Annotated in this window: 19 protein-coding genes and 1 pseudogene; 10 read left to right on the forward strand and 10 right to left on the reverse strand. The window is 61.0% G+C overall.

Translation table 11 applies throughout. The features are described from left to right. The first annotated feature begins 52 nt into the window (after positions 1-52). The 5 genes from tssE (at position 53) to MOQ67_RS00320 (ending at position 8,186) form a co-directional block, all read left to right on the forward strand. Positions 53-568: a type VI secretion system baseplate subunit TssE gene (tssE, locus tag MOQ67_RS00300; protein WP_005792513.1), complete on the forward strand. Its 516-nt coding sequence runs from the start codon at positions 53-55 to the stop codon at positions 566-568. Continuing rightward, entirely contained in the window at positions 565-2,424 is a 1,860-nt protein-coding gene (gene tssF, locus MOQ67_RS00305) for a type VI secretion system baseplate subunit TssF (protein WP_017849980.1), read from the forward strand. The genes tssE and tssF overlap by 4 nt, the downstream gene beginning before the upstream one ends. Beyond that, entirely contained in the window at positions 2,388-3,431 is a 1,044-nt protein-coding gene (gene tssG / locus MOQ67_RS00310; protein WP_057004025.1) for a type VI secretion system baseplate subunit TssG, read from the forward strand. The genes tssF and tssG overlap by 37 nt, the downstream gene beginning before the upstream one ends. Continuing rightward, positions 3,424-6,081 carry a type VI secretion system ATPase TssH gene (gene tssH, locus MOQ67_RS00315; protein WP_126589089.1) on the forward strand — a complete coding sequence of 886 codons (2,658 nt, stop codon included), beginning with the start codon at positions 3,424-3,426 and terminating at the stop codon, positions 6,079-6,081. Before tssG ends, tssH begins: the two co-directional genes overlap by 8 nt. Positions 6,082-6,254: 173 nt before the next feature. Next, positions 6,255-8,186: a type VI secretion system Vgr family protein gene (locus MOQ67_RS00320; protein ID WP_046381627.1), complete on the forward strand. Its 1,932-nt coding sequence runs from the start codon at positions 6,255-6,257 to the stop codon at positions 8,184-8,186. A gap of 29 nt (positions 8,187-8,215) precedes the next feature. On the opposite strand, the gene MOQ67_RS00325 is transcribed toward MOQ67_RS00320, so the two are convergent. The 9 genes and pseudogenes from MOQ67_RS00325 to MOQ67_RS00365 form a co-directional block, all read right to left on the reverse strand. Continuing rightward, positions 8,216-8,641 (reverse strand): guanosine-3',5'-bis(diphosphate) 3'-pyrophosphohydrolase, encoded by a 426-nt coding sequence (locus MOQ67_RS00325; protein WP_017849984.1) that lies wholly within the window; start codon positions 8,639-8,641, stop codon positions 8,216-8,218. After that, a pseudogene (locus MOQ67_RS00330) lies at positions 8,638-8,867 on the reverse strand (hypothetical protein). Before MOQ67_RS00330 ends, MOQ67_RS00325 begins: the two are co-directional and overlap by 4 nt. 234 nt (positions 8,868-9,101) lie before the next feature. Further along, entirely contained in the window at positions 9,102-9,365 is a 264-nt protein-coding gene (locus tag MOQ67_RS00335) for a hypothetical protein (protein WP_046385147.1), read from the reverse strand. Positions 9,366-9,373: 8 nt separating this feature from the next. Next, positions 9,374-10,627 (reverse strand): PAAR domain-containing protein, encoded by a 1,254-nt coding sequence (locus MOQ67_RS00340; RefSeq protein ID WP_017849987.1) that lies wholly within the window; start codon positions 10,625-10,627, stop codon positions 9,374-9,376. Positions 10,628-10,648: 21 nt separating this feature from the next. Next, positions 10,649-11,104, reverse strand: a complete 456-nt coding sequence (locus tag MOQ67_RS00345; RefSeq protein WP_126589105.1) for a DUF1795 domain-containing protein — start codon at positions 11,102-11,104, stop codon at positions 10,649-10,651. Positions 11,105-11,358: 254 nt separating this feature from the next. After that, the gene (locus MOQ67_RS00350; protein WP_448675775.1) at positions 11,359-12,369 is read right to left on the reverse strand and encodes a hypothetical protein; all 1,011 of its coding nucleotides are present in this window, start codon (positions 12,367-12,369) and stop codon (positions 11,359-11,361) included. A 267-nt stretch (positions 12,370-12,636) separates the two neighbouring features. Beyond that, positions 12,637-12,912, reverse strand: a complete 276-nt coding sequence (locus MOQ67_RS00355) for an HU family DNA-binding protein (RefSeq protein WP_003213368.1) — start codon at positions 12,910-12,912, stop codon at positions 12,637-12,639. A gap of 191 nt (positions 12,913-13,103) precedes the next feature. Then, entirely contained in the window at positions 13,104-14,252 is a 1,149-nt protein-coding gene (locus tag MOQ67_RS00360) for an NAD(P)/FAD-dependent oxidoreductase (RefSeq protein WP_017849991.1), read from the reverse strand. Positions 14,253-14,288: 36 nt separating this feature from the next. After that, complete coding sequence (locus MOQ67_RS00365) at positions 14,289-14,456, reverse strand: rubredoxin (protein ID WP_017849992.1); 168 nt, start codon at positions 14,454-14,456, stop codon at positions 14,289-14,291. A gap of 197 nt (positions 14,457-14,653) precedes the next feature. On the opposite strand from MOQ67_RS00365, the gene MOQ67_RS00370 reads away from it, so the two are divergent. Both MOQ67_RS00370 and ubiA read left to right on the forward strand, forming a co-directional pair. Continuing rightward, positions 14,654-15,217 carry a chorismate lyase gene (locus tag MOQ67_RS00370; protein ID WP_079444949.1) on the forward strand — a complete coding sequence of 188 codons (564 nt, stop codon included), beginning with the start codon at positions 14,654-14,656 and terminating at the stop codon, positions 15,215-15,217. After that, complete coding sequence (gene ubiA / locus MOQ67_RS00375) at positions 15,217-16,107, forward strand: 4-hydroxybenzoate octaprenyltransferase (RefSeq protein WP_017849994.1); 891 nt, start codon at positions 15,217-15,219, stop codon at positions 16,105-16,107. The genes MOQ67_RS00370 and ubiA overlap by 1 nt, the downstream gene beginning before the upstream one ends. 30 nt (positions 16,108-16,137) lie before the next feature. Here the strand turns inward: ubiA and MOQ67_RS00380 are convergent, their stop codons facing one another. Further along, a complete protein-coding gene (locus tag MOQ67_RS00380) occupies positions 16,138-16,518 on the reverse strand; it encodes a COG4315 family predicted lipoprotein (protein WP_126589091.1) in 381 nt (126 codons plus the stop codon). 154 nt (positions 16,519-16,672) lie between these two features. Here MOQ67_RS00380 and phoB point away from each other — a divergent pair, with 154 nt between their 5' ends. From phoB to MOQ67_RS00395, 3 genes are all read left to right on the forward strand, one after another. Beyond that, positions 16,673-17,362 carry a phosphate regulon transcriptional regulator PhoB gene (gene phoB, locus MOQ67_RS00385; protein WP_003176964.1) on the forward strand — a complete coding sequence of 230 codons (690 nt, stop codon included), beginning with the start codon at positions 16,673-16,675 and terminating at the stop codon, positions 17,360-17,362. A 59-nt stretch (positions 17,363-17,421) separates the two neighbouring features. Beyond that, positions 17,422-18,744, forward strand: coding sequence for a phosphate regulon sensor histidine kinase PhoR (phoR, locus tag MOQ67_RS00390; protein WP_017849996.1), 1,323 nt, complete (start codon positions 17,422-17,424; stop codon positions 18,742-18,744). Positions 18,745-18,948: 204 nt separating this feature from the next. Beyond that, entirely contained in the window at positions 18,949-20,289 is a 1,341-nt protein-coding gene (locus MOQ67_RS00395) for a hemolysin family protein (protein ID WP_017849997.1), read from the forward strand. The last annotated feature ends 3 nt before the right edge of the window (positions 20,290-20,292 follow it).

Consider the following 20,292-nt stretch of genomic DNA (forward strand, 5'->3'; position numbering starts at 1 on the left):
CACGGCCCCAGGCACTTTGTCCCTCTCGCAACCCGTCCGTGGAGCTGCTTTGGTGGTAACTGAAATCGCTTCCCGCGACCGTCTGCAACCGTCCCTGTTGGACCGGTTGACCGACGACGACCCAACCAACCCGAAGGAAAGCGCCGACAAGCGCGTGCTGTCCCTCACCCAATTGAAGGCCTCGGTGCTGCGTGACCTGGCGTGGCTGCTCAACACCACGTCGTTGCTCGACGCCGATGCCACCCTGCACACCCCGGCCGGCACCTCGGTGGTCAATTACGGCCTGCCGGCGCTGGCGGGCAACAGTGTTTCCAGCGTCGACATCAAGGCCCTGGAAGCCCTGATCTACCAGGCGATCGCCACCTTTGAGCCACGTATTCTGCGCCACACCCTGCGGGTCAAAGCCCGTGTCGGCCATGGCGAGATGAACCACAACGCCCTGAGCTTCGAGATCGAAGGCGACCTGTGGGCGCAGCCGGTGCCGTTGCGCCTGCTGCTGCAAACCGACTTGGACCTGGAGTCGGGCCATGTACGCGTGGTCAACGCCGACCAGCGGAGACGCCCATGAACCCGCGCCTGCTGGAGCTGTACAACCAGGAACTGCACCACGTGCGCGAAAGCGCCGCCGAGTTCGCCAAGGAATACCCGAAGATCGCCAGTCGGCTGAGCCTGTCCGGCATGGACTGCGCCGACCCCTACGTCGAACGTCTGCTCGAAGGCTTTGCCTACCTCACCGCCCGCGTGCAGCTCAAGCTCGACGCCGAGTACCCGACCTTCACCCATAACCTGCTGGAAATCGCCTACCCACACTACCTGGCGCCGACCCCGTCGATGACCGTGGTGCAACTGCAGACCGACCCGGATGAAGGCTCCCTGGCCAGCGGTTTCCCGTTGCCGCGCGACAGCGTATTGCGCGCCGCGTTGGGCCGCGAAACCCAGACCTGCTGCGAGTACCGCACCGCTCACCCGGTGACGCTGTGGCCGTTGCAGGTCAGCCACGCCGAGTACTTTGGCAACCCCGCCGCCGTGCTCGGGCGCCTGGCGGCCAGCGAACCGAAAGCCAAGGCCGGTTTGCGCCTGACCCTGCGCACCGGCGCCGAGTTGCCGTTCAACAGCCTCGCGCTGGACAACCTGCCGCTGTACCTCAGCGGTGCCGATGAGCAACCGTTCCGCCTCTACGAACAATTACTGGGCAATGCCTGCGCGGTGTTTGCGCGCAAGCCGGGGGGCGATTGGGTCGAGCGCCTGCCACCAGACGCGCTGCGCTCGCGCGGTTTCGACGACGCCGACGCGGCCATGCCCGTGGTGGCGCGGGCGTTCCAGGGCTATCGGTTGCTGCAGGAATACTTCGCCCTGCCCCACCGCTTCCTGTTCGTCGAGTTCGCCGAGCTGAGCCGTGCGGTCAAGCGTTGCGACGGCCAGGAACTGGAACTGATCGTGCTGTTCGACCGCCACGAACCGAGCCTGGAAGGCAGCGTCGGCGCCGCGCAGTTCCTGCCGTTCTGCACCCCGGCGATCAACCTGTTCCCGAAACGCGTGGACCGTATCCACTTGTCCGACCGGGTCAACGAACACCATGTGATCGCCGACCGCACGCGGCCGATGGATTTCGAGATTCACTCCCTCGACGGCATCACCGGCCACGGCACCGGGCCGGAGCAGCCGTTCCTGCCGTTCTATGCGGTGCGCGACCCCTCGCGTTATGGCCGCGACCAGGCGTACTACACCGTGCGCCGTGAGCCGCGGGTGCTGTCCAGCGACCAGCGGCGCAACGGCCCGCGCTCCACCTACGTGGGCAGCGAAACCTTCGTCAGCCTGGTGGACAGCCAGCAAGCGCCCTATCGCCACGACCTGCGCCAACTCGGCGTGAGCGCGCTGTGTACCAACCGCGACTTGCCGCTGTTCATGAGCGTGGGCAATGGCAAGACCGACTTCACCCTCGCCGACAGCGCCCCGGTGCTGGCCGTGCGCTGCGTCGCCGGGCCGAGCCGCCCGCGCGCCAGTCATGCCCATGACGCCAAGGCCTGGCGCCTGATCAGCCAGCTGTCGCTCAACTACTTGTCCCTGAGCGAACAGGGCCAGGGCGCGGGCGCCTTGCGCGAACTGCTGCGCCTGTATGGCGACAGCAACGACGCCGCCCTGCAATTGCAGATCGAAGGCCTGCGCGAAGTCAGCAGCAAAGCGGTGACCCGGCGCCTGCCGATGCCCGGCCCGATCGTGTTTGGGCGCGGCCTGGAAATCACCTTGGAATTCGATGAAAACGCGTTTCGCGGCACCGGCGTGTTCCTGCTCGGTGCGGTACTGGAACGTTTCCTGGCACGCTACGTGTCGATCAACAGTTTTACCGAGACGGTGATCCGTACCACCGAACGCGGCGAGATCATGCGATGGAAAGCCAAGCCCGGACGTCGTCCGACCCTGTGAGTACCCTGGATGCGATGCACCAGGAGCCCTGGGAATACGATTTCTTCCAGGCGCTGCGGCGTATCGAGTGCGAATCGCCGGACCTGCCGCGCCTGGGCCAGTCCCTGCGCCTGGCGGACGACCCGCTGCGCCTCGGGCAACAGGCCGACTGCACCTTCGCCCCGGCCACCCTGGCCTCGGTCGACCCCGCTGGCGAGGGCAAGCCAGCGCGGCTGCAGCAGTACTTTTTCGGCCTCGGCGGCCCCAACGGCCCGCTGCCGCTGCACATCACCGAGTACGTGCGCGAACGCCAGCGCAACAATGCCGACAGCACCAGCAAACAGTTCCTGGATATCTTCCACCATCGCCTGTTGAGCCTGTTCTATCGGGCCTGGGCCGAGGCGCGGCCGACCGTCAGCCACGACCGCCCGGACGATGATTACTGGTCGGCGCGCCTCGCCGCCTTGAGCGGTCGGGGCATGCCGAGTCTGCTCAACCAGGGGCTGATCCCCGACACGGCAAAGCTGCATTACAGCGGCCACCTGTCGGCGCAGACCCGCTACCCGGATGGCTTGAAGGCGATCCTTGGCGAGTACTTCGGCCTGCCGGTAGAGATCGAAGAATACATCGGCCAATGGCTCGAACTGCCCGAGCGCAGTCGCGTCGGGGTCAGCGCCAACCGGCTCGGCGTGGACTTCTGCCTGGGCAGCCATGTGTGGGACCGCCAGCACAAATTCCGCATCCGCCTGGGCCCGCTTGCGCTGGACGACTACATGGGCATGCTGCCCGGCAGCCAGCCGTTCAACGAGCTGGTGGCCTGGGTGGCCGAGTACCTGGGCCATGAATTGGACTGGGACTTGAACCTGGTTCTGCAACAACCCGAAGTCCCGGCGCTGCAACTCAACGGCCGGTTCCGCCTGGGCTTCAATACCTGGCTCGGCCGCCCTGCGGTTGATGCCAACGACCTAATCCTGGCCCGGCATTACGCCGATCACGCCACCACCTCAAGGAATCCAGAGCATGGGTGAAATCAGTCGCGCCGCACTGTTCGGCAAACTCAACAGCGTGGCCTACAAAGCCATCGAAGCCGCCACGGTGTTCTGCAAGCTGCGGGGCAATCCGTATGTGGAACTGGCCCACTGGTTTCACCAGTTGCTGCAACTGCAGGACTCGGACCTGCACCGCATCATCCGTCAGTTCAACGTGGAACCGGCGCGCCTGGCCCGCGACCTGACCGAAGCCCTCGACCGCCTGCCGCGGGGCTCGACTTCGATCACCGACCTGTCCTCCCATGTGGAAGAAGCCGTGGAGCGCGGCTGGGTCTATGGCAGCCTGATGTTCGGCGAAAGCCAGGTGCGTACCGGTTATCTGCTGCTGGGCATTCTGAAGACGCCGAGCCTGCGCCATGCGCTGTTGGGTTTGTCGGCGGAGTTCGACAAGGTCAAGGCCGAAGCCCTGAGCGAACGCTTTGACGAGTACGTCGGCGACTCGCCGGAGAATGCGTTGACGGCCAGCGACGGTTTCAACGCCGGCGCCGTTCCGGGCGAAGCCAGCGGTGCGATGGCGCCGAGTGCGATGGGCAAGCAGGAAGCGCTCAAGCGTTTCACGGTCGACCTGACCGAACAGGCACGCAGCGGCAAGCTCGACCCGATCGTCGGCCGCGACGAAGAGATTCGCCAGTTGGTGGATATCCTCATGCGTCGACGCCAGAACAACCCGATCCTCACCGGTGAAGCCGGCGTGGGCAAGACTGCCGTGGTCGAAGGCTTCGCCCTGCGCATCGTCGCCGGCGACGTGCCGCCCGCGCTGAAAGACGTGGAACTGCGCAGCCTCGACGTCGGCCTGCTGCAAGCCGGCGCCAGCATGAAAGGCGAATTCGAACAGCGCCTGCGCCAGGTCATCGAAGACGTCCAGGCCTCGCCGAAGCCGATCATCCTGTTCATCGACGAAGCCCACACCCTGGTGGGTGCCGGTGGTGCCGCCGGCACCGGTGACGCAGCCAACCTGCTCAAACCGGCCCTGGCCCGCGGCACCTTGCGTACCGTGGCCGCGACCACCTGGGCCGAGTACAAGAAACACATCGAAAAAGACCCGGCCCTGACCCGCCGTTTCCAGGTAGTGCAGGTGGCCGAACCGTCGGAAGACAAGGCGCTGCTGATGATGCGCGGCGTGGCCTCGACCATGGAGAAACACCATCAGGTGCAGATCCTCGACGAAGCACTGGAAGCCTCGGTGAAGCTGTCCCACCGCTACATCCCGGCGCGCCAGTTGCCGGATAAATCCGTCAGCCTGCTGGACACCGCCTGCGCCCGCGTCGCCATCAGCCTGCATGCGGTGCCGGCCGAAGTCGACGACAGCCGTCGCCGCATCGAAGCCCTGGAAACCGAGCTGCAGATCATCGCCCGCGAGCATGCGATCGGCATCGCCATCGGGGGGCGCCAGAGCAACAGCGAAGCCTTGCTGAGTGCCGAGCGCGAGCGCCTGGCCAGCCTGGAAAGCCGCTGGGCCGAAGAGAAAACCCTGGTCGATGAGTTGCTCGCCACCCGCGCCACGTTGCGTGAAAAAGTCGGCGTGGTCGACAGCGGCAACGATGAGTTGCGTGCGCAATTGGTCGACCTGCAGCAGCGCCTCACCGCGCTGCAAGGCGAAACCCCGCTGATCCTGCCGACCGTGGATTACCAGGCGGTGGCCTCGGTGGTCGCCGACTGGACCGGCATCCCGGTCGGCCGCATGGCGCGCAACGAACTGGAAACCGTGCTCAACCTCGACCAGCACCTGAAGAAACGCATCATCGGCCAGGACCACGCCTTGCAGATGATCGCCAAGCGCATCCAGACCTCCCGCGCCGGCCTCGACAACCCGAGCAAGCCGATCGGCGTGTTCATGCTGGCCGGCACCTCCGGCGTGGGCAAGACCGAAACCGCCCTGGCCCTGGCCGAAGCCATGTACGGCGGCGAGCAGAACGTCATCACCATCAACATGAGCGAGTTCCAGGAAGCCCACACCGTGTCGACCCTCAAGGGCGCGCCACCGGGCTACATCGGCTACGGCGAAGGCGGCGTGCTGACCGAAGCGGTACGGCGCAAACCCTACAGCGTGGTGCTGCTGGACGAGGTGGAAAAAGCCCACCCGGACGTACACGAGATCTTCTTCCAGGTGTTCGACAAGGGCGTGATGGAAGACGGCGAAGGCCGGGTCATCGACTTCAAGAACACGCTGATCCTGCTGACCACCAACGCCGGCACCGAGTTGATTTCCCAGGTCTGCAAAGACCCGGCGAACATCCCCGCGCCGGAAGACATTGCCAAAGCCCTGCGCCAGCCGCTGCTGGAAATTTTCCCGCCCGCACTGCTCGGCCGACTGGTGACCATCCCGTATTACCCGCTGAGCGACGAGATGCTCAAGGCGATTACCCGCCTGCAACTCGAGCGCATCAAGAAGCGTGTGCAGAACACCCACAAAGTCGCCTTCGATTACGACGACGCGGTGGTCGATTTGATCGTCTCGCGCTGCACCGAGACCGAAAGCGGCGGGCGCATGATCGACACGATCCTCACCAACAGCCTGCTGCCGGACATGAGCCGTGAATTCCTCACGCGCATGCTCGAAGGCAAGGCGCTGGCGGGTGTGCGGATTAGTAGCCGGGATAACGAATTGCACTATCAGTTCAACGATTGACCTGAAGAAACACGATCAAAAATGTGGGAGGGGCGGTGCGACGATTCGACTTGCCCCCGATGGCGGTGAATCAGTCACCAGATGCATCAACTGACACACTGCTATCGGGGGCAAGCCCCCTCCCACATTTGCAGCCGGTTTCTTCAGCTATTACGCAATTTACGGGTTAACCGATGCTATTCAACCAAACCTCACGCCTAGCCAAAATCACCAGCCCCCTCGGGCCGGACGTGCTGTTGCTCAATCAAATGGGCGGCGGCGAAGAGTTGGGTCGGCTGTTCGCCTATGAGCTGCAACTGACCTCCCTGGACGCCAACATCGACCTCAACCAGTTGCTGGGCAAGCCGATGAGCGTCGGCGTGCAATTGGCGGACGGCGGCGAGCGGCACTTTCACGGCATCGTCGCGCAGTGCAGCCAGAGCATCGACCAGGGCCAGTTCGCCAGCTACCAAGTGACGCTGCGCCCGTGGCTGTGGCTGCTGAGCCGCACGTCGGACTGCCGGATTTTTCAGAACCTGAGCATCCCGCAGATCATCAAACAAGTGTTCCGCGACCTCGGCTTTTCCGACTTCGAAGACGCCCTGAGCCGGCCGTACCGCGAGTGGGAATACTGCGTGCAGTACCGCGAGACCAGCTTCGATTTCGTCAGCCGCTTGATGGAACAGGAAGGCATCTACTACTTCTTCCGCCATGAACAGGACCGCCACGTGCTGGTGCTGGCCGATGCCTACGGCGCCCACGCCACGGTGCCGGGCTACGCGTCGATTCCGTACTACCCCAAGGACGAGCAGCAACGCGAACGCGACCACCTGTACAACTGGCACCTGGCCCAGCAAGTGCAGCCGGGCTCGCTGGAGCTCAACGACTACGACTTCCAGCGCCCCAGCGCGAGCATCGACGTGCGCTCGGCGATGCCGCGCCCGCACGCCGCCGGCGACTACCCGCTGTACGACTACCCCGGCACCTACGTGCAAAGCGCGGACGGCGAACACTACGCGCGCACCCGCATCGAAGCCCTGCAAACCCTGCATGAACAAATCGAATTCAACGGCAACGCCCGCGGCCTCGGTTCCGGCCACCTGTTCAGCCTCACCGGCTTCAGCCGCCAGGACCAGAACCGCGAATACCTGATCGTCGGCTGCCGCTATTACATCGTTCAGGAAAGCCTGGAAAGCGGCGGCGGTTCAAGCTCGGCGCAGTTCGACAGCAGCCTTACCTGCATCGACGCCCAACAAAGCTTCCGCCCGCTGGCCAACACCTATCGCCCCATCGTCAAAGGCCCGCAGACCGCGCTGGTGGTCGGCCCCAAAGGCGAGGAAATCTGGACCGACCAGTACGGCCGCGTGAAGGTGCATTTCTACTGGGACCGCCACGACCAGTCCAACGAAAACAGCTCGTGCTGGATACGCGTATCGCAATCCTGGGCCGGCAAGAACTGGGGCTCGATGCAGATCCCACGGATCGGCCAGGAGGTGATTGTGAGCTTTCTGGAAGGCGACCCCGACCGGCCGATTATTACTGGGCGGGTGTACAACGCGGAGCAGACGGTGCCGTACAAACTGCCCGAGAATGCCACACAAAGTGGTATGAAAAGCCGCTCCAGCAAGGGTGGCTCACCCGCCAATTTCAACGAAATCCGCATGGAGGACAAAAAAGGCGCCGAGCAACTCTATATCCACGCGGAGCGTAATCAGGATATTGCCGTAGAAAATGACGAAGGCCATTGGGTGGGGCATGACCGCCACAGCACTGTGGATCACAACGAGACGGTCAGAATCGGTAATGACCGCCTGCGCGCGGTGTTGGCTAACGATGCTTTGCATGTCGGCGGGGCCAAGAGCGACAGTATCAACACCCAATACCTGATCGAGGCAGGATCGCAAATTCGACTGGTCTGTGGAAAGAGCGTGCTGGAGTTCAATGCCAGTGGCGAGATCAACATCTCGGGTACCGCGTTCAATATTTACGCCAGTGGTAACGGCAATATCGATACAGGCGGCCGGCTGGACCTCAATGCGGGCAATGCTTGTGCCGTGGATAACAAGGGTAAAGGCATCAAAAGCGTTATTGATGCAGCGGTGAAAGCCTTCTTTCCCAAGCGCTGACAAGGCAGACAGAGCGCCTGCCCAGTCGATCAGGTCGACAGCAAAAGATAGCGCAGCGCTTTGTGATATTTGGCGATCCGTTCCAGGTCCTTGGCCTCTAAGGTGGGCAATCGCGTGAGGTTGAGGTTGTCCCGGATATCTTCGATTTTCACCTTGCGCGCCAACTCGTCAGGCCGAATCCGCGCGATAAAGTCTTCGTAGACTTCGCCAGGACGCTTTGAGAGACAGTCGATGGCACGTATCACGTGCTCGCTGAGGCCTAATTGTCTTAATTCATCCAGGGTGACATCACTGTCTTCGACAACATCGTGCAGAACGCTGACAACCTGCTCATCCAATGTCTCGAATTTCAACATCAAGCGCAGCGGATGCAGAATGTAAGGCTTGCCAGACTTATCCAGCTGCCCAGCATGAACACGACAGGCCAGCGCAATGACGGTGTCGAGAATACTCATTGACGTGTAAATCCTTTTTCATATTGCTCACGAGTGATTTCCCGGCCCGAGCACAACGCTTCCCGATACAGACGATGGTCAGGAGCAACCGGCTCAGTACGCTCTTGTGCGCCATAGAACTTGACGTATATTTTTTCTCTCGATGATCCCAGCGATACATGACTTCTTCGAAGTTGTAGTCGATGAACACATCCCGGGTCAAAAGCGCTTCAAAATCAATTGCCACTGCTCCCCCTTATCGCGTCGTAATAGGCTTTGCTCTTATTGGCAATGGCTTTTGCTTCGGCACTGTTTGGGTCCAGCACTCGCCACGCCTCATAGTACTTGTGGCCCAGCCCATCTTCGACGTTGGCTTTCGCCGCTACCGCATTGTAGGTGCCATCACCCAACAACCTACCGAGCGCGTCAGCACTCCTTTCCATAGATCCTTTCAGAAGTGTGGGTAGACGATGTTGAAACGTCAGATCGCCGTGCCTCGGTTCGTTCCCGGCTGAATCAGCAACAGCTCGTCCAACTCGCGCTTGCGACAACGCATGACGAACGGTAGAGCAGCGTTCGGGTCACGCTTGAACAGTTCAAAAGTTGCCCGATCAATTTCATAATATTCCTCGTAATCGACCATACCGTTGCTGACCGGTATGGATACGTAAAAACGACCCGACTCCTTTTCGATTCCAACGGAAAACATGTGCTCCCGACTTACAAAAACATCCTGAAATTTCATGATCACCTCTAAAATCCTAATGGCGTCCAACTGAAGTCAGTGGGCGCAATACTGCCTGCGTCAATGACTGCCTCACTGCTGCCCGTAGGCAGTTTACCGCCAGGAATCCATAACTCATTCGCCCCGGCCTCATTCCCGGAGGGAATCCGTAGATTCAAGTCTTTCGGGGCGGGGATATCGATGCGAACCAGAGTGCTGTTATCCAGCGTGTTTTTCGGTAATCCAAGCGCCTGCTCCAACGCTCTCGGGTCACCCTTGGCGTTGGCCAGCAATTGATCCGCCTCGTGCTTGGGCATAATGAAGGAGGTGCCATCACGCTGAGCAATTCCGTACTTGTCGAGGTTGGACTTTGTCATGAAGCGCGAGGCGCCTTTATCGAACTGGGCTAGATGTTCGCTTACGTACTTAGGTGAGAGGTAGGTATCGGCATTTGGTCGGCTTCCCTTCGGCATTGCCAGGATATCAGCCTCAGTCACGCCAAGTTTGTACTTAGGCGTCGCCAACCTTGCCATCTTCGGACTCAGCCCTAGCATCGCCATACCTGCCACGCCTTGGAGCAGATCTCGATAGCCCGGCCCAAGCCGGTCACCCAATTCACCCAGTAGGGTCATGCCGCCTAAAACCAGGCCGCCGATCACGACAAACTCGACAAGTACCGCAAGACCCACCATGGCGGCCATTACCAGTGCAGCGCCGGCTGCCAGCAGCCCCATAAGCTCCAGCCCGGAATGCATCCAACCTTCGATATCAAGAACAAACGCAACCGAAACTGTCGGCCCACCGATAAACGTATTGGGGCTGCCACTCTTGATATGTGCACCGCAGACCATTTTGCTATGCAAGCGGGCCGCCGGCTTGCCGTTGATAAAGACCGTGGCACTGCCTTCGGCGATCAATACCGGAAACGGCCACATTGGGTGACTCATCGGAAAACCGGTACAGGACGAGGCGATGTCCTCTCCCGCTCGCATCGCATTGAGGCCATTGATATAGACATTGAAACTGCCCTTCAACAACTTCCCCGTGGTAGGTTCGGGTAGGTTGAAAAGCGTATTTAGACCTTTGACGATTTGGAACATCGACAAACCGCCCGCAGCGACCGAGCCTGCCATGATCGCCACCGCCACTCCACCTGTGGCAACGGTGGCAGCGATGACTGCAGCTCCAATCAATGCGCCCGCCACAGCGCCGGCGATCATCGACATGACCCCAAAACCGTGGGCTATTTCATCACCCAAGCGTGCTGCTGCTTGCGCATCCATTGCGTCTATCTGCCGTATTGGTTAAACCGCTGCCGTGTATGAATCAGGTGCTGACACAAGGGGTTTGAGGCTGCTCATGGCAATTTTCCAGGCAGTCTCGTGATGAGCCAGATCACTCGGCGTGGTCGTCAATGTGGTGATCAGCACGGCCGGTTTTCGTTCGATAAACATCTGGCGCAACATCAGTTCGCGCCCTTCACGCTTCCAGGTGTAATCCAGCAATGTGGCGGCATGTTCATGCAGCACCGTGTCCCATCGTTGGACCAACTTGAACTCAGGCAATTGCTGCTCTGCGCTCTTCACTTGCTTGTCGATGTAATCCGCGAAGATCGCGTCGCCTTGGGAGGCATCACGACTGATGACAAAACTGGCTTCCTTGGCGCCGCCAACGGCCGGCAGCTTGAAGATATTGATACTCTGGTCCTGCCAGGTATCAGGGATGTCGAGGTCCGCTTCTTGAATTCTGTAGAGGGTCACAGTGATCGCTTTCCATGGATGTGAGTGACTCGGGAAAGCGCAAATACTCGGGTAATGCGCCACAACAATCAAGCCGAGGGAGATTCCCTGGTCCCGTCCCACCCAAAATGGGCACCCAACCCAGTCGGCATGCCCTTTTTTCCTACCGTCCCGCAGCCCTTCGAGACCGCACCGCTATTAAAATTTTACGGACAGGGCGGACTTGCCTAAACAAATCCGCCACTCTCCACTCTTGAATCAAGAGTTTATCAAGACTACGTTACATCCGATTCTACAAGCGTTATCAATCTTTTAATCATTCTGTTCATGTGCTTGTGGCGCAGTTCAATCGCATCCATACGAGACTTGTCAGTCGGTGCATCCGACGACTTCGGCGCTTCATACGGCTTATAAACAAGGTCGTATCGTGTACCCAGGTCTTGCAACTGGGCTTCTATGCCATCCATAGTTTTTTCTTGATTGGTCAAGCGCCCGGCTGTGTCTTTTGGTGCCTCCGATTTTTTACTAACCGCATTAGCCTCAGATCCTTCGTTAATGGAAAGGATCTGGTTGGCCATCAACTCTGTTTTTATTTCACTGTCTTCGAGGCGCGCGTCTATTTTTTGCTTTTCTGTTGCAGCCGGGTCTACGGTCGTGGTCGTGCCGTCCGCGTTCTTTTTTGCCGCGCCTGGCATTGCAGCTTGCGCTTCGATTCTATCGATGATGGCTTTGGAAGCCATATGTTCCCCCACACTCAACGGGATATTCACCAGTGAATTTACCCCCCCACTGATAAGTGAGTTGCGCGCGCTGGACGCCAGTTCAGAAGAGAGCGGCGGGAACCCATTTTTATCGTGTAGATCGTTAATATTTTGCGTGGTCTTGAAAGAATCCTTAATGCCAGGTGATCCTTCTTTCAGCGGTGGCATTGGCGGCCTTGGCGTTGGCTTTGGCTTTGGCTTTGGCTTTGGCGTTGGCTTTGGCGGTGGCGGTGGCGGTGGCGGTGGCGGCGGCGTTGGCTTTGGCTTTGGCGTCCTTGGCGGCGGTTTCCGTTGGGAAGATTTAAGGGCAGTAGCACCACTCATACCCGAAGCACCCACTTTCTCATTACTCGCCGTGGGATATTCAATACCCCCTCCGTTACCCGCATTCGAACCATATACAATCTTCGAGGAGTCAGCCGTTTGCTGCCCATTACCCGACGTCAACGGAACTGAGTTTCCTGGCACAGTTGGCTGAGGTGATGGAGTAATTGGAGGAATATAAGTTAGATCAGTGAGTTTCATTGAGACACCTCTTTAAAATAGTCTTGAGCGCGTCCCTGCAATCTCGACTAATAGGTGGCGCCTCGTACCCATTAAGTTCCAATGCGTAAGTAATCGTCCTTTACAAACAATAAAAAACTCTGCCCCGCTAATACTAATAACTGTATAAGCCGTGAGCCCCCTCCTTGCGCCTCGATTGCTTTTCCACGCGCACAAAAAATGGGCACCCGACCCAGTCGGCGTGCCCACTTTTTCTACCTCCCCGCCCCCTTCGAGACGATACCGCTATTACGGGTTGACGCTGTCTTTGAGCGACTTGCCCGGCTTGAACGCAACGGTATTGCTGGCCTTGATTTTCACAGGCTCACCGGTTTGCGGGTTTTTGCCGGTGCGGGCGCCGCGGTGGCGTTGCAGGAAGGTGCCGAAGCCAACCAGGGTGACGCTGTCCTTGCGGTGCAGGGCGCCGGTGATTTCTTCGAGAACGGCGTTGAGGACGCGATTCGCCTGTTCTTTGGTGAGGTCCGCTTTTTCAGCGATGGCGGCTGCGAGTTCTGGTTTACGCATAAGTGAAGCCTCTTTGACGGTTTTTTGTTGTTATGTCCGTGCTGCTCTCTAATGGAGCAGCGCCCAAGGCGCCGCAGGCTCTACTCTGCGGCAGACGGGAGTGAGGATGGCATGCCCTCGGACGCCGCGCCAGTCTCGTGGCGACCTTTCTAGGGTGAAAAATAGGGTTATTCCGACAGAACGACCGGTATTTACGCCAGCAGCGGCGGAAGTTCTTTGTTCAACGCCAGTTTTTCCATCACGGCGCTGCCGGTCAGCGCGTAGCCCAGCAGGCGGCCGCTGGCATCGCGGCACAGGGCCTTGATGTCGGCGCCCTGCCCTTCGACGCTCCACACGCCTTCGGTGCCCCGTGGCGGTGGCGAAACCACCAGCGGGCAGACCGGGGTTTTCACGGTGACCGGCATCGGCCCGTAGCTGACGGCCGTGGCGTTGCCCGCCAGCGTCTGGGCCAAGGCGCGGGCGCAGCTCATCAGCGGCATGACGTACAGCAGGTTCAGGCCATCGACCTCGGCGCAGTCGCCCAGGGCATAGATGTTGGCGTGGGAGGTCTTGAGGTGGCGGTCGACCACGATCCCACGGTTGACCTGCAAGCCGGCAGCCGCGGCCAGGTCGACACGCGGGCGCAGGCCGATGGCCGAGACCACCAGGTCGCACTGGATCACTTCACCGTCCGACAGGTGCGCTTCCAGACCTTCGGCGCTGCGTTGCAGGCGGTTGAGCACCGGGCCCAGGTGGAAGCGCGCCCCAAGGCCTTCCAGCCCGGCTTGTACCGCTGCGGCCGCCGCTGGGTGCAGCAGGGTCGGCATGACTTGCTCGCACGGTGCCACCAGGTCGATTTCGTAGCCGCCGAGGATCAGGTCGTTGGCGAATTCGCAGCCGATCAGGCCGGCGCCAAGCAGCAGCACGCGGCGTTTACCGACGGCTGCCGCGCGAAAGCGGGCGTAGTCTTCAAGATCGTTGATCGGGAAAATCAGCTCCGCGGCGTCGCCTTCGACCGGCACGCGCACGGTTTCCGCGCCCCAGGCCAGGACCAGGTCGCGGTAAGTCACCGCTTCTTCGCCGATCCACAAGCGCTTGTGGCCCGGGTCAATACCGGTGATACGGGTATGAGTGCGTACCTCGGCCTTGAGTTGCTCGGCCATGGCGCCGGGTTCAGCCATGCTCAGGCCATCGGCTTCCTTGTTCTTGGCAAAGCCGGTGGAGAGCATGGGCTTGGAGTAGGAGCGCCCATCATCCGCGGTGATCAGCAACAACGGGGTATCGCTGTCGAGCTTGCGAAACTCGCGGGCCACGTTGTAACCGGCGAGCCCTGTGCCGATGATCACGACAGGTGCGTTCATTCCTTTCTCCTTGTAGTACGTTTCTTAAATTCGCGATTACGCGATTTCAATCATTTCGAAATCCACTTTGCCCACGCCGCAGTCCGGGCACAGCCAGTCTTCCGGAACGTCCTGCCACAGGGTACCCGGAGCGATTCCGTCGTCCGGCCAGCCTTCTTTCTCGTCATAGATCAGGCCGCAGACTATGCATTGCCACTTCTTCATTTACTTGCTTCCTCAGGGTCCAGGCAGGTTGGCCGACGGTCGATAGATCCCGCGTTGCCGTGCGGCTCAGCGCGTTTTGTACTGATCGGGGCCTGCAGATGCAAGTACGATCGACACAAGGCACCGGTTCAGCCCGGCAAAAGAGCCGGACGCCATGGTAAGCTCGCGGCCTCTTTTGCTGCCAATATTGACGCACCGTGCCGCACTCAATCGCCCTTCCCGATGCTTGCCAATGGCTGACCCAGAGCCTTCTGAGCCCCCTGCCCGCGCCGTTGACCCTTGACTGGCTGTTCGACGAGGGCTCGCTGACGCGTCGCCTGACGGGGCTGTCCAGCGACAGTTTCAGCGTGACGCCGCTGTGCGAAGGCTGGCAGCCGTTGCGCGACGATGAGTGCGCGGCACTGGACCTGCCCCAGGCCAGCATCGGTTGGGTGCGCGAGGTGTATTTGCGCGGGCATGGCCAGCCGTGGGTGTTTGCCCGCAGCGTGGCGTCGCGCAGTGCGTTGCAAGGCGACGGGTTGCATATGGACGAGCTGGGGAGCCGCTCCCTGGGCGAGCTGCTGTTCTGCGACCGCGCCTTCACGCGCCGGGCGATCGAGGTCTGCCATTACCCACGCCCATGGCTGCCCACAGCCGATCAGCTCGACGGGCTGTGGGCGCGCCGCTCGCGGTTCGATCGCGGGGCGCTGAGCGTGCTGGTCGCCGAAATTTTCCTGCCGAGCCTGTGGCACGCGGTGCATGACCACCCGGAGAACCGCTGATGTATCAACGCCTGCTCAAATCCTTGAACCGTCTGAACCCCAGGGCCTGGGATTTCATTCAGTTGACGCGCATGGACAAACCCATCGGCATCTATCTGCTGCTGTGGCCGACGCTGTGGGCGCTGTGGATCGCCGGCAAGGGCTCGCCGTCCTTGATCAATATCCTGATTTTCGTGCTCGGCGTGGTGCTCACTCGCGCCGGCGGCTGCGTGATCAACGACTGGGCCGACCGCAAGGTCGACGGCCACGTGAAGCGCACCGAGCAACGCCCACTGGTCAGCGGCAAGATCAGCTCGAAAGAGGCGCTGGTGTTTTTCGCGCTGCTGATGGGCGTCAGTTTCCTGCTGGTGCTGCTGACCAACGCGACGACCATCCTGCTGTCCCTCGGCGGCCTGGCGCTGGCGGCGAGCTATCCGTTCATGAAGCGCTACACCTATTACCCGCAAGTGGTGCTGGGCGCGGCGTTTTCCTGGGGCATGCCGATGGCGTTCACCGCCGAAACCGGCAACCTGCCTGCCGCCGCGTGGCTGCTGTACATCGCCAATGTGCTGTGGACGGTGGGCTACGACACCTATTACGCCATGACCGACCGCGACGACGATTTGAAGATCGGCGTGAAGTCCACCGCCATCCTGTTTGGCGACGCCGACCGGGCGATCATTCTGACCCTGCAAGGCCTGGCGCTGGCGTGCCTGTTGCTGGCCGGCGCGCGGTTCGAGCTGGGCGGCTGGTTCCACCTGGGGTTACTGGCGGCGGCGGGCTGTTTTGCCTGGGAATTCTGGTACACCCGGGACAGGGATCGGATGAAGTGCTTCAAGGCGTTTTTGCACAACCACTGGGCCGGGTTGGCGATCTTTGTCGGGATTGTCGCGGATTACGGCTTTCGATGAGGGGCCAGGCCCCTCATCGCGAGGGCCCAACTAAGGCTTGGCGACTTTCCAGGCCCCGTCCATCTTGCCGTCACCGGTCATGTCGCCGGCCTTCTTGTCCATGACGAAGGTGTAGAGCGGCTTGCCGCTGTAGGCCCACTGACTCTTCTGGTCGTCACGGGTGATCACGGTCCACTTGCCCATAGGCTTGTCGGTGGACGCCGCCATCAATGGCGGCCAGTTGGCGGCGCACTTATCGTTGCACAGGGATTTGCCATCGGCGTCCTTGGCAAAGGTGTAGAGCGTCATGCCGTTGTGATCGACCAGTATCCCGTCTTTGGTCGTCGCGGGGTCCGCCGCGAATGCCAGGGTCGGCAGCGTCAACGCCGCCGTGACCAGCAAGGCCTTCCAAGAAAAAGTACTGTAAGTCATCGGAACCTTCCTTTTGTGGTTGTCAGGATTCGGACCCAAAGCGTAGTCCACGCAGGCGGGAATTGCGCGAGCAGCTAAATTACTGTCACACGACTGCAATAATTCCGTTATCTAATGCGGCGCAAGACAGTTAAATGACAAGAGGACTTTAGGCATGGTTGGCAGGAGCATTCTGATCGTCGACGACGAAGCGCCCATTCGCGAGATGATCGCCGTCGCGTTGGAAATGGCCGGCTATGACTGCCTGGAGGCGGAGAACTCGCAGCAGGCCCATGCCATTATCGTCGACCGCAAACCGGACCTGATTCTGCTCGACTGGATGCTGCCCGGCACCTCCGGCATCGAACTGGCGCGGCGCCTCAAGCGTGACGAGCTGACCGGCGATATCCCGATCATCATGCTCACGGCCAAGGGCGAAGAAGACAACAAGATCCAGGGCCTGGAAGTCGGCGCCGATGACTACATCACCAAGCCGTTTTCCCCACGGGAACTGGTCGCACGCCTGAAAGCCGTACTGCGCCGCGCCGGCCCGACCGATGGCGAAGCACCGATCGAAGTCGGCGGCCTGTTGCTGGACCCGATCAGCCACCGCGTGACCATCGACGGCAAGCCCGCCGAGATGGGCCCGACCGAATACCGTCTGCTGCAGTTCTTCATGACCCACCAGGAACGCGCCTACACCCGCGGCCAGTTGCTGGACCAAGTGTGGGGCGGCAATGTGTACGTGGAAGAGCGCACCGTGGATGTGCATATCCGTCGCCTGCGCAAAGCCCTGGGCGATGCCTACGAGAATCTGGTACAAACCGTGCGCGGCACCGGCTATCGGTTTTCCACCAAGGGCTGAGCCAGCCGGTTTCTGAACGCAAGAGCCTGACTTAACAGCTGACAAGGACGCATGTTCAAGTGAACCAAAACTGGCATGGCACGCTGATCCGCCACCTGCTGCTGTTGATCACCGGCTGCTTGCTGGTAGGCCTGATCAGCGGCCAATACGGCTGGAGCCTGGCCGTCGGCATTGGTCTGTACCTGGGCTGGACCCTCAAGCAATTGCTGCGCCTGCATGAATGGCTGCGCCAACACAAACCCGATGAAGCACCACCCGACGGCTACGGCCTGTGGGGCGAGGTGTTCGACAGCATCTACCACCTGCAACGCCGCGACCAACGGGTACGCGGGCGCCTGCAAGCGGTGATCGACCGGGTGCAGGAGTCCACCGCCGCGCTGAAAGACGCAGTGATCATGCTCGACAGCGACGGCAACCTCGAATGGTGGAACCGCGCCGCCGAGACCCTGCTGGGCCTCAAGACGCCCCAGGACAGCGGCCAACCGGTGACCAACCTGGTCCGCCACCCGCGCTTCAAGGAATACTTCGAGCAGGAAAACTACGAAGAAGCCCTGGAAATTCCCTCGCCCACCAACGACCGCGTACGCATCCAGCTGTACCTGACGCGCTACGGCAACAACGAACACTTGATGCTGGTGCGCGACGTAACCCGCATCCACCAACTGGAACAGATGCGCAAGGACTTCGTTGCCAACGTCTCCCACGAGCTGCGCACCCCCTTGACGGTGATCTGTGGCTACCTGGAGACGCTGCTGGACAACGTCGACGAGATCAACCCGCGCTGGAGCCGCGCCCTGCAGCAGATGCAGCAGCAAGGCTCGCGCATGCAAACCCTGCTCAATGACCTGCTGTTGCTGGCCAAGCTGGAGGCGACCGATTACCCGTCGGATAACCACCCGGTGGCGGTGCAAAGCCTGTTGCAGACCATCAAGAACGACGCCCAGGCCCTCTCCGGCCAACGCGGGCAACAGATCACCCTGGAAGCCGACCCGTCGGTACTGCTCAAAGGCAGCGAAGGCGAATTGCGCAGCGCGTTTTCCAACCTGGTGTTCAACGCCGTGAAGTACACCCCGGACAAGGGCAATATCCGCATCCGCTGGTGGGCCGACGCCCAGGGCGCGCACCTGAGTGTGCAAGACTCCGGCATCGGCATCGACGCCAAGCACCTGCCGCGCCTGACCGAGCGCTTCTACCGCGTCGACTCCAGCCGCAACTCCAACACCGGCGGCACCGGGCTGGGCCTGGCGATCGTCAAGCATGTGCTGCTGCGCCACCGCGCACGCCTGGAAATCAGCAGTGTGCTCGGCCACGGCAGCACCTTTACCTGCCATTTTCCGCCGCCCCAGGTAACCCGTTCGCGGATGGTCGTGAATGATGAATAACCCGGACACAATACAACACTAAATGTGCGAGCAAGCCCCCTCCCACATTTGGAATTGCATTGTTGCGAAGCAGGTATTCCTGGCTCCATCAGGCAGCAACCACTAGGCAAGCGCTGCGCCAGCCGCTACATTGGCCGACTTGTGTCCGCCTTTCAGGCGCTCCTGTCACCCCTATTGAACATACGGAACCCGCAAAACCCCATCATGGACCCTTCCCCAAGTATCACCCTCGCCACACTCTTCGCCGATTTCGGCATGATTCTTTTTGCACTGATCCTGGTACTGCTCAACGCGTTCTTCGTTGCGGCGGAGTTTGCCATGGTCAAACTGCGCTCCACGCGGGTCGAGGCCATCGCCCACACCAATGGTTGGCGCGGGCAGATCCTGCGCACCGTCCACCGCCAGCTCGACGCCTACCTGTCGGCCTGCCAGTTGGGTATCACCCTCGCCTCCCTGGGCCTGGGCTGGGTCGGCGAGCCGGCGTTTGCGCATATCCTCGAGCCGCTGCTGGGCGCCGCTGGCGTCGAGTCGCCGGAAGTGATCAAAGGCGTGTCGTTCTTTTCCGCCTTCTTCCTGATTTCCTACCTGCACATCGTGGTCGGTGAACTGGCGCCCAAGTCCTGGGCCATTCGCAAGCCGGAACTGCTGTCGCTGTGGACGGCGGTGCCGCTGTACCTGTTCTACTGGGCCATGTACCCGGCAATCTACCTGCTCAACGCCAGCGCCAATGCCATCCTGCGGATCGCCGGGCAAGGCGAACCCGGCCCGCACCATGAGCACCAGTACAGCCGCGAAGAACTCAAGCTGATCCTGCACTCCAGCCGTGGCCAGGACCCCAGCGACCAAGGCATGCGCGTCTTGGCCTCGGCCGTGGAAATGGGCGAACTGGAAGTGGTCGACTGGGCCAACTCGCGGGAAGACCTGGTGACCCTGGACTTCAACGCTCCGCTCAAGGAAATCCTCGCGCTGTTCCGTCGCCACAAATTCAGCCGTTACCCGGTGTATGACGCCCAGCGCAACGAGTTTGTCGGCCTGCTGCACATCAAGGACCTGCTGCTGGAACTGGCGAACCTGGACCATCTCCCCGAGTCGTTCAACCTGGCCGAACTGACCCGCCCGCTGGAGCGCGTGTCGCGGCACATGCCGCTGTCGCAGTTGCTGGAGCAGTTCCGCAAAGGCGGCGCGCACTTCGCCCTGGTGGAAGAAGCCGACGGCAAGGTCATCGGCTACCTGACCATGGAAGACGTGCTCGAAGTGCTGGTGGGCGATATCCAGGACGAACACCGCAAGGCCGAGCGCGGCATCCTCGCCTACCAGCCGGGCAAACTGCTGGTACGCGGCGATACGCCGCTGTTCAAGGTGGAACGCCTGCTCGGCGTCGACCTCGACCACATCGAAGCGGAAACCCTGGCCGGGCTGGTCTATGACACCCTCAAGCGGGTGCCGGAAGAGGAAGAAGTCCTCGAGGTTGAAGGCCTGCGGATCATCATCAAGAAGATGAAAGGGCCGAAAATCGTGCTGGCCAAGGTCCTGCTGCTGGACTGACCG

Source organism: Pseudomonas sp. LY-1, assembly GCF_053502595.1.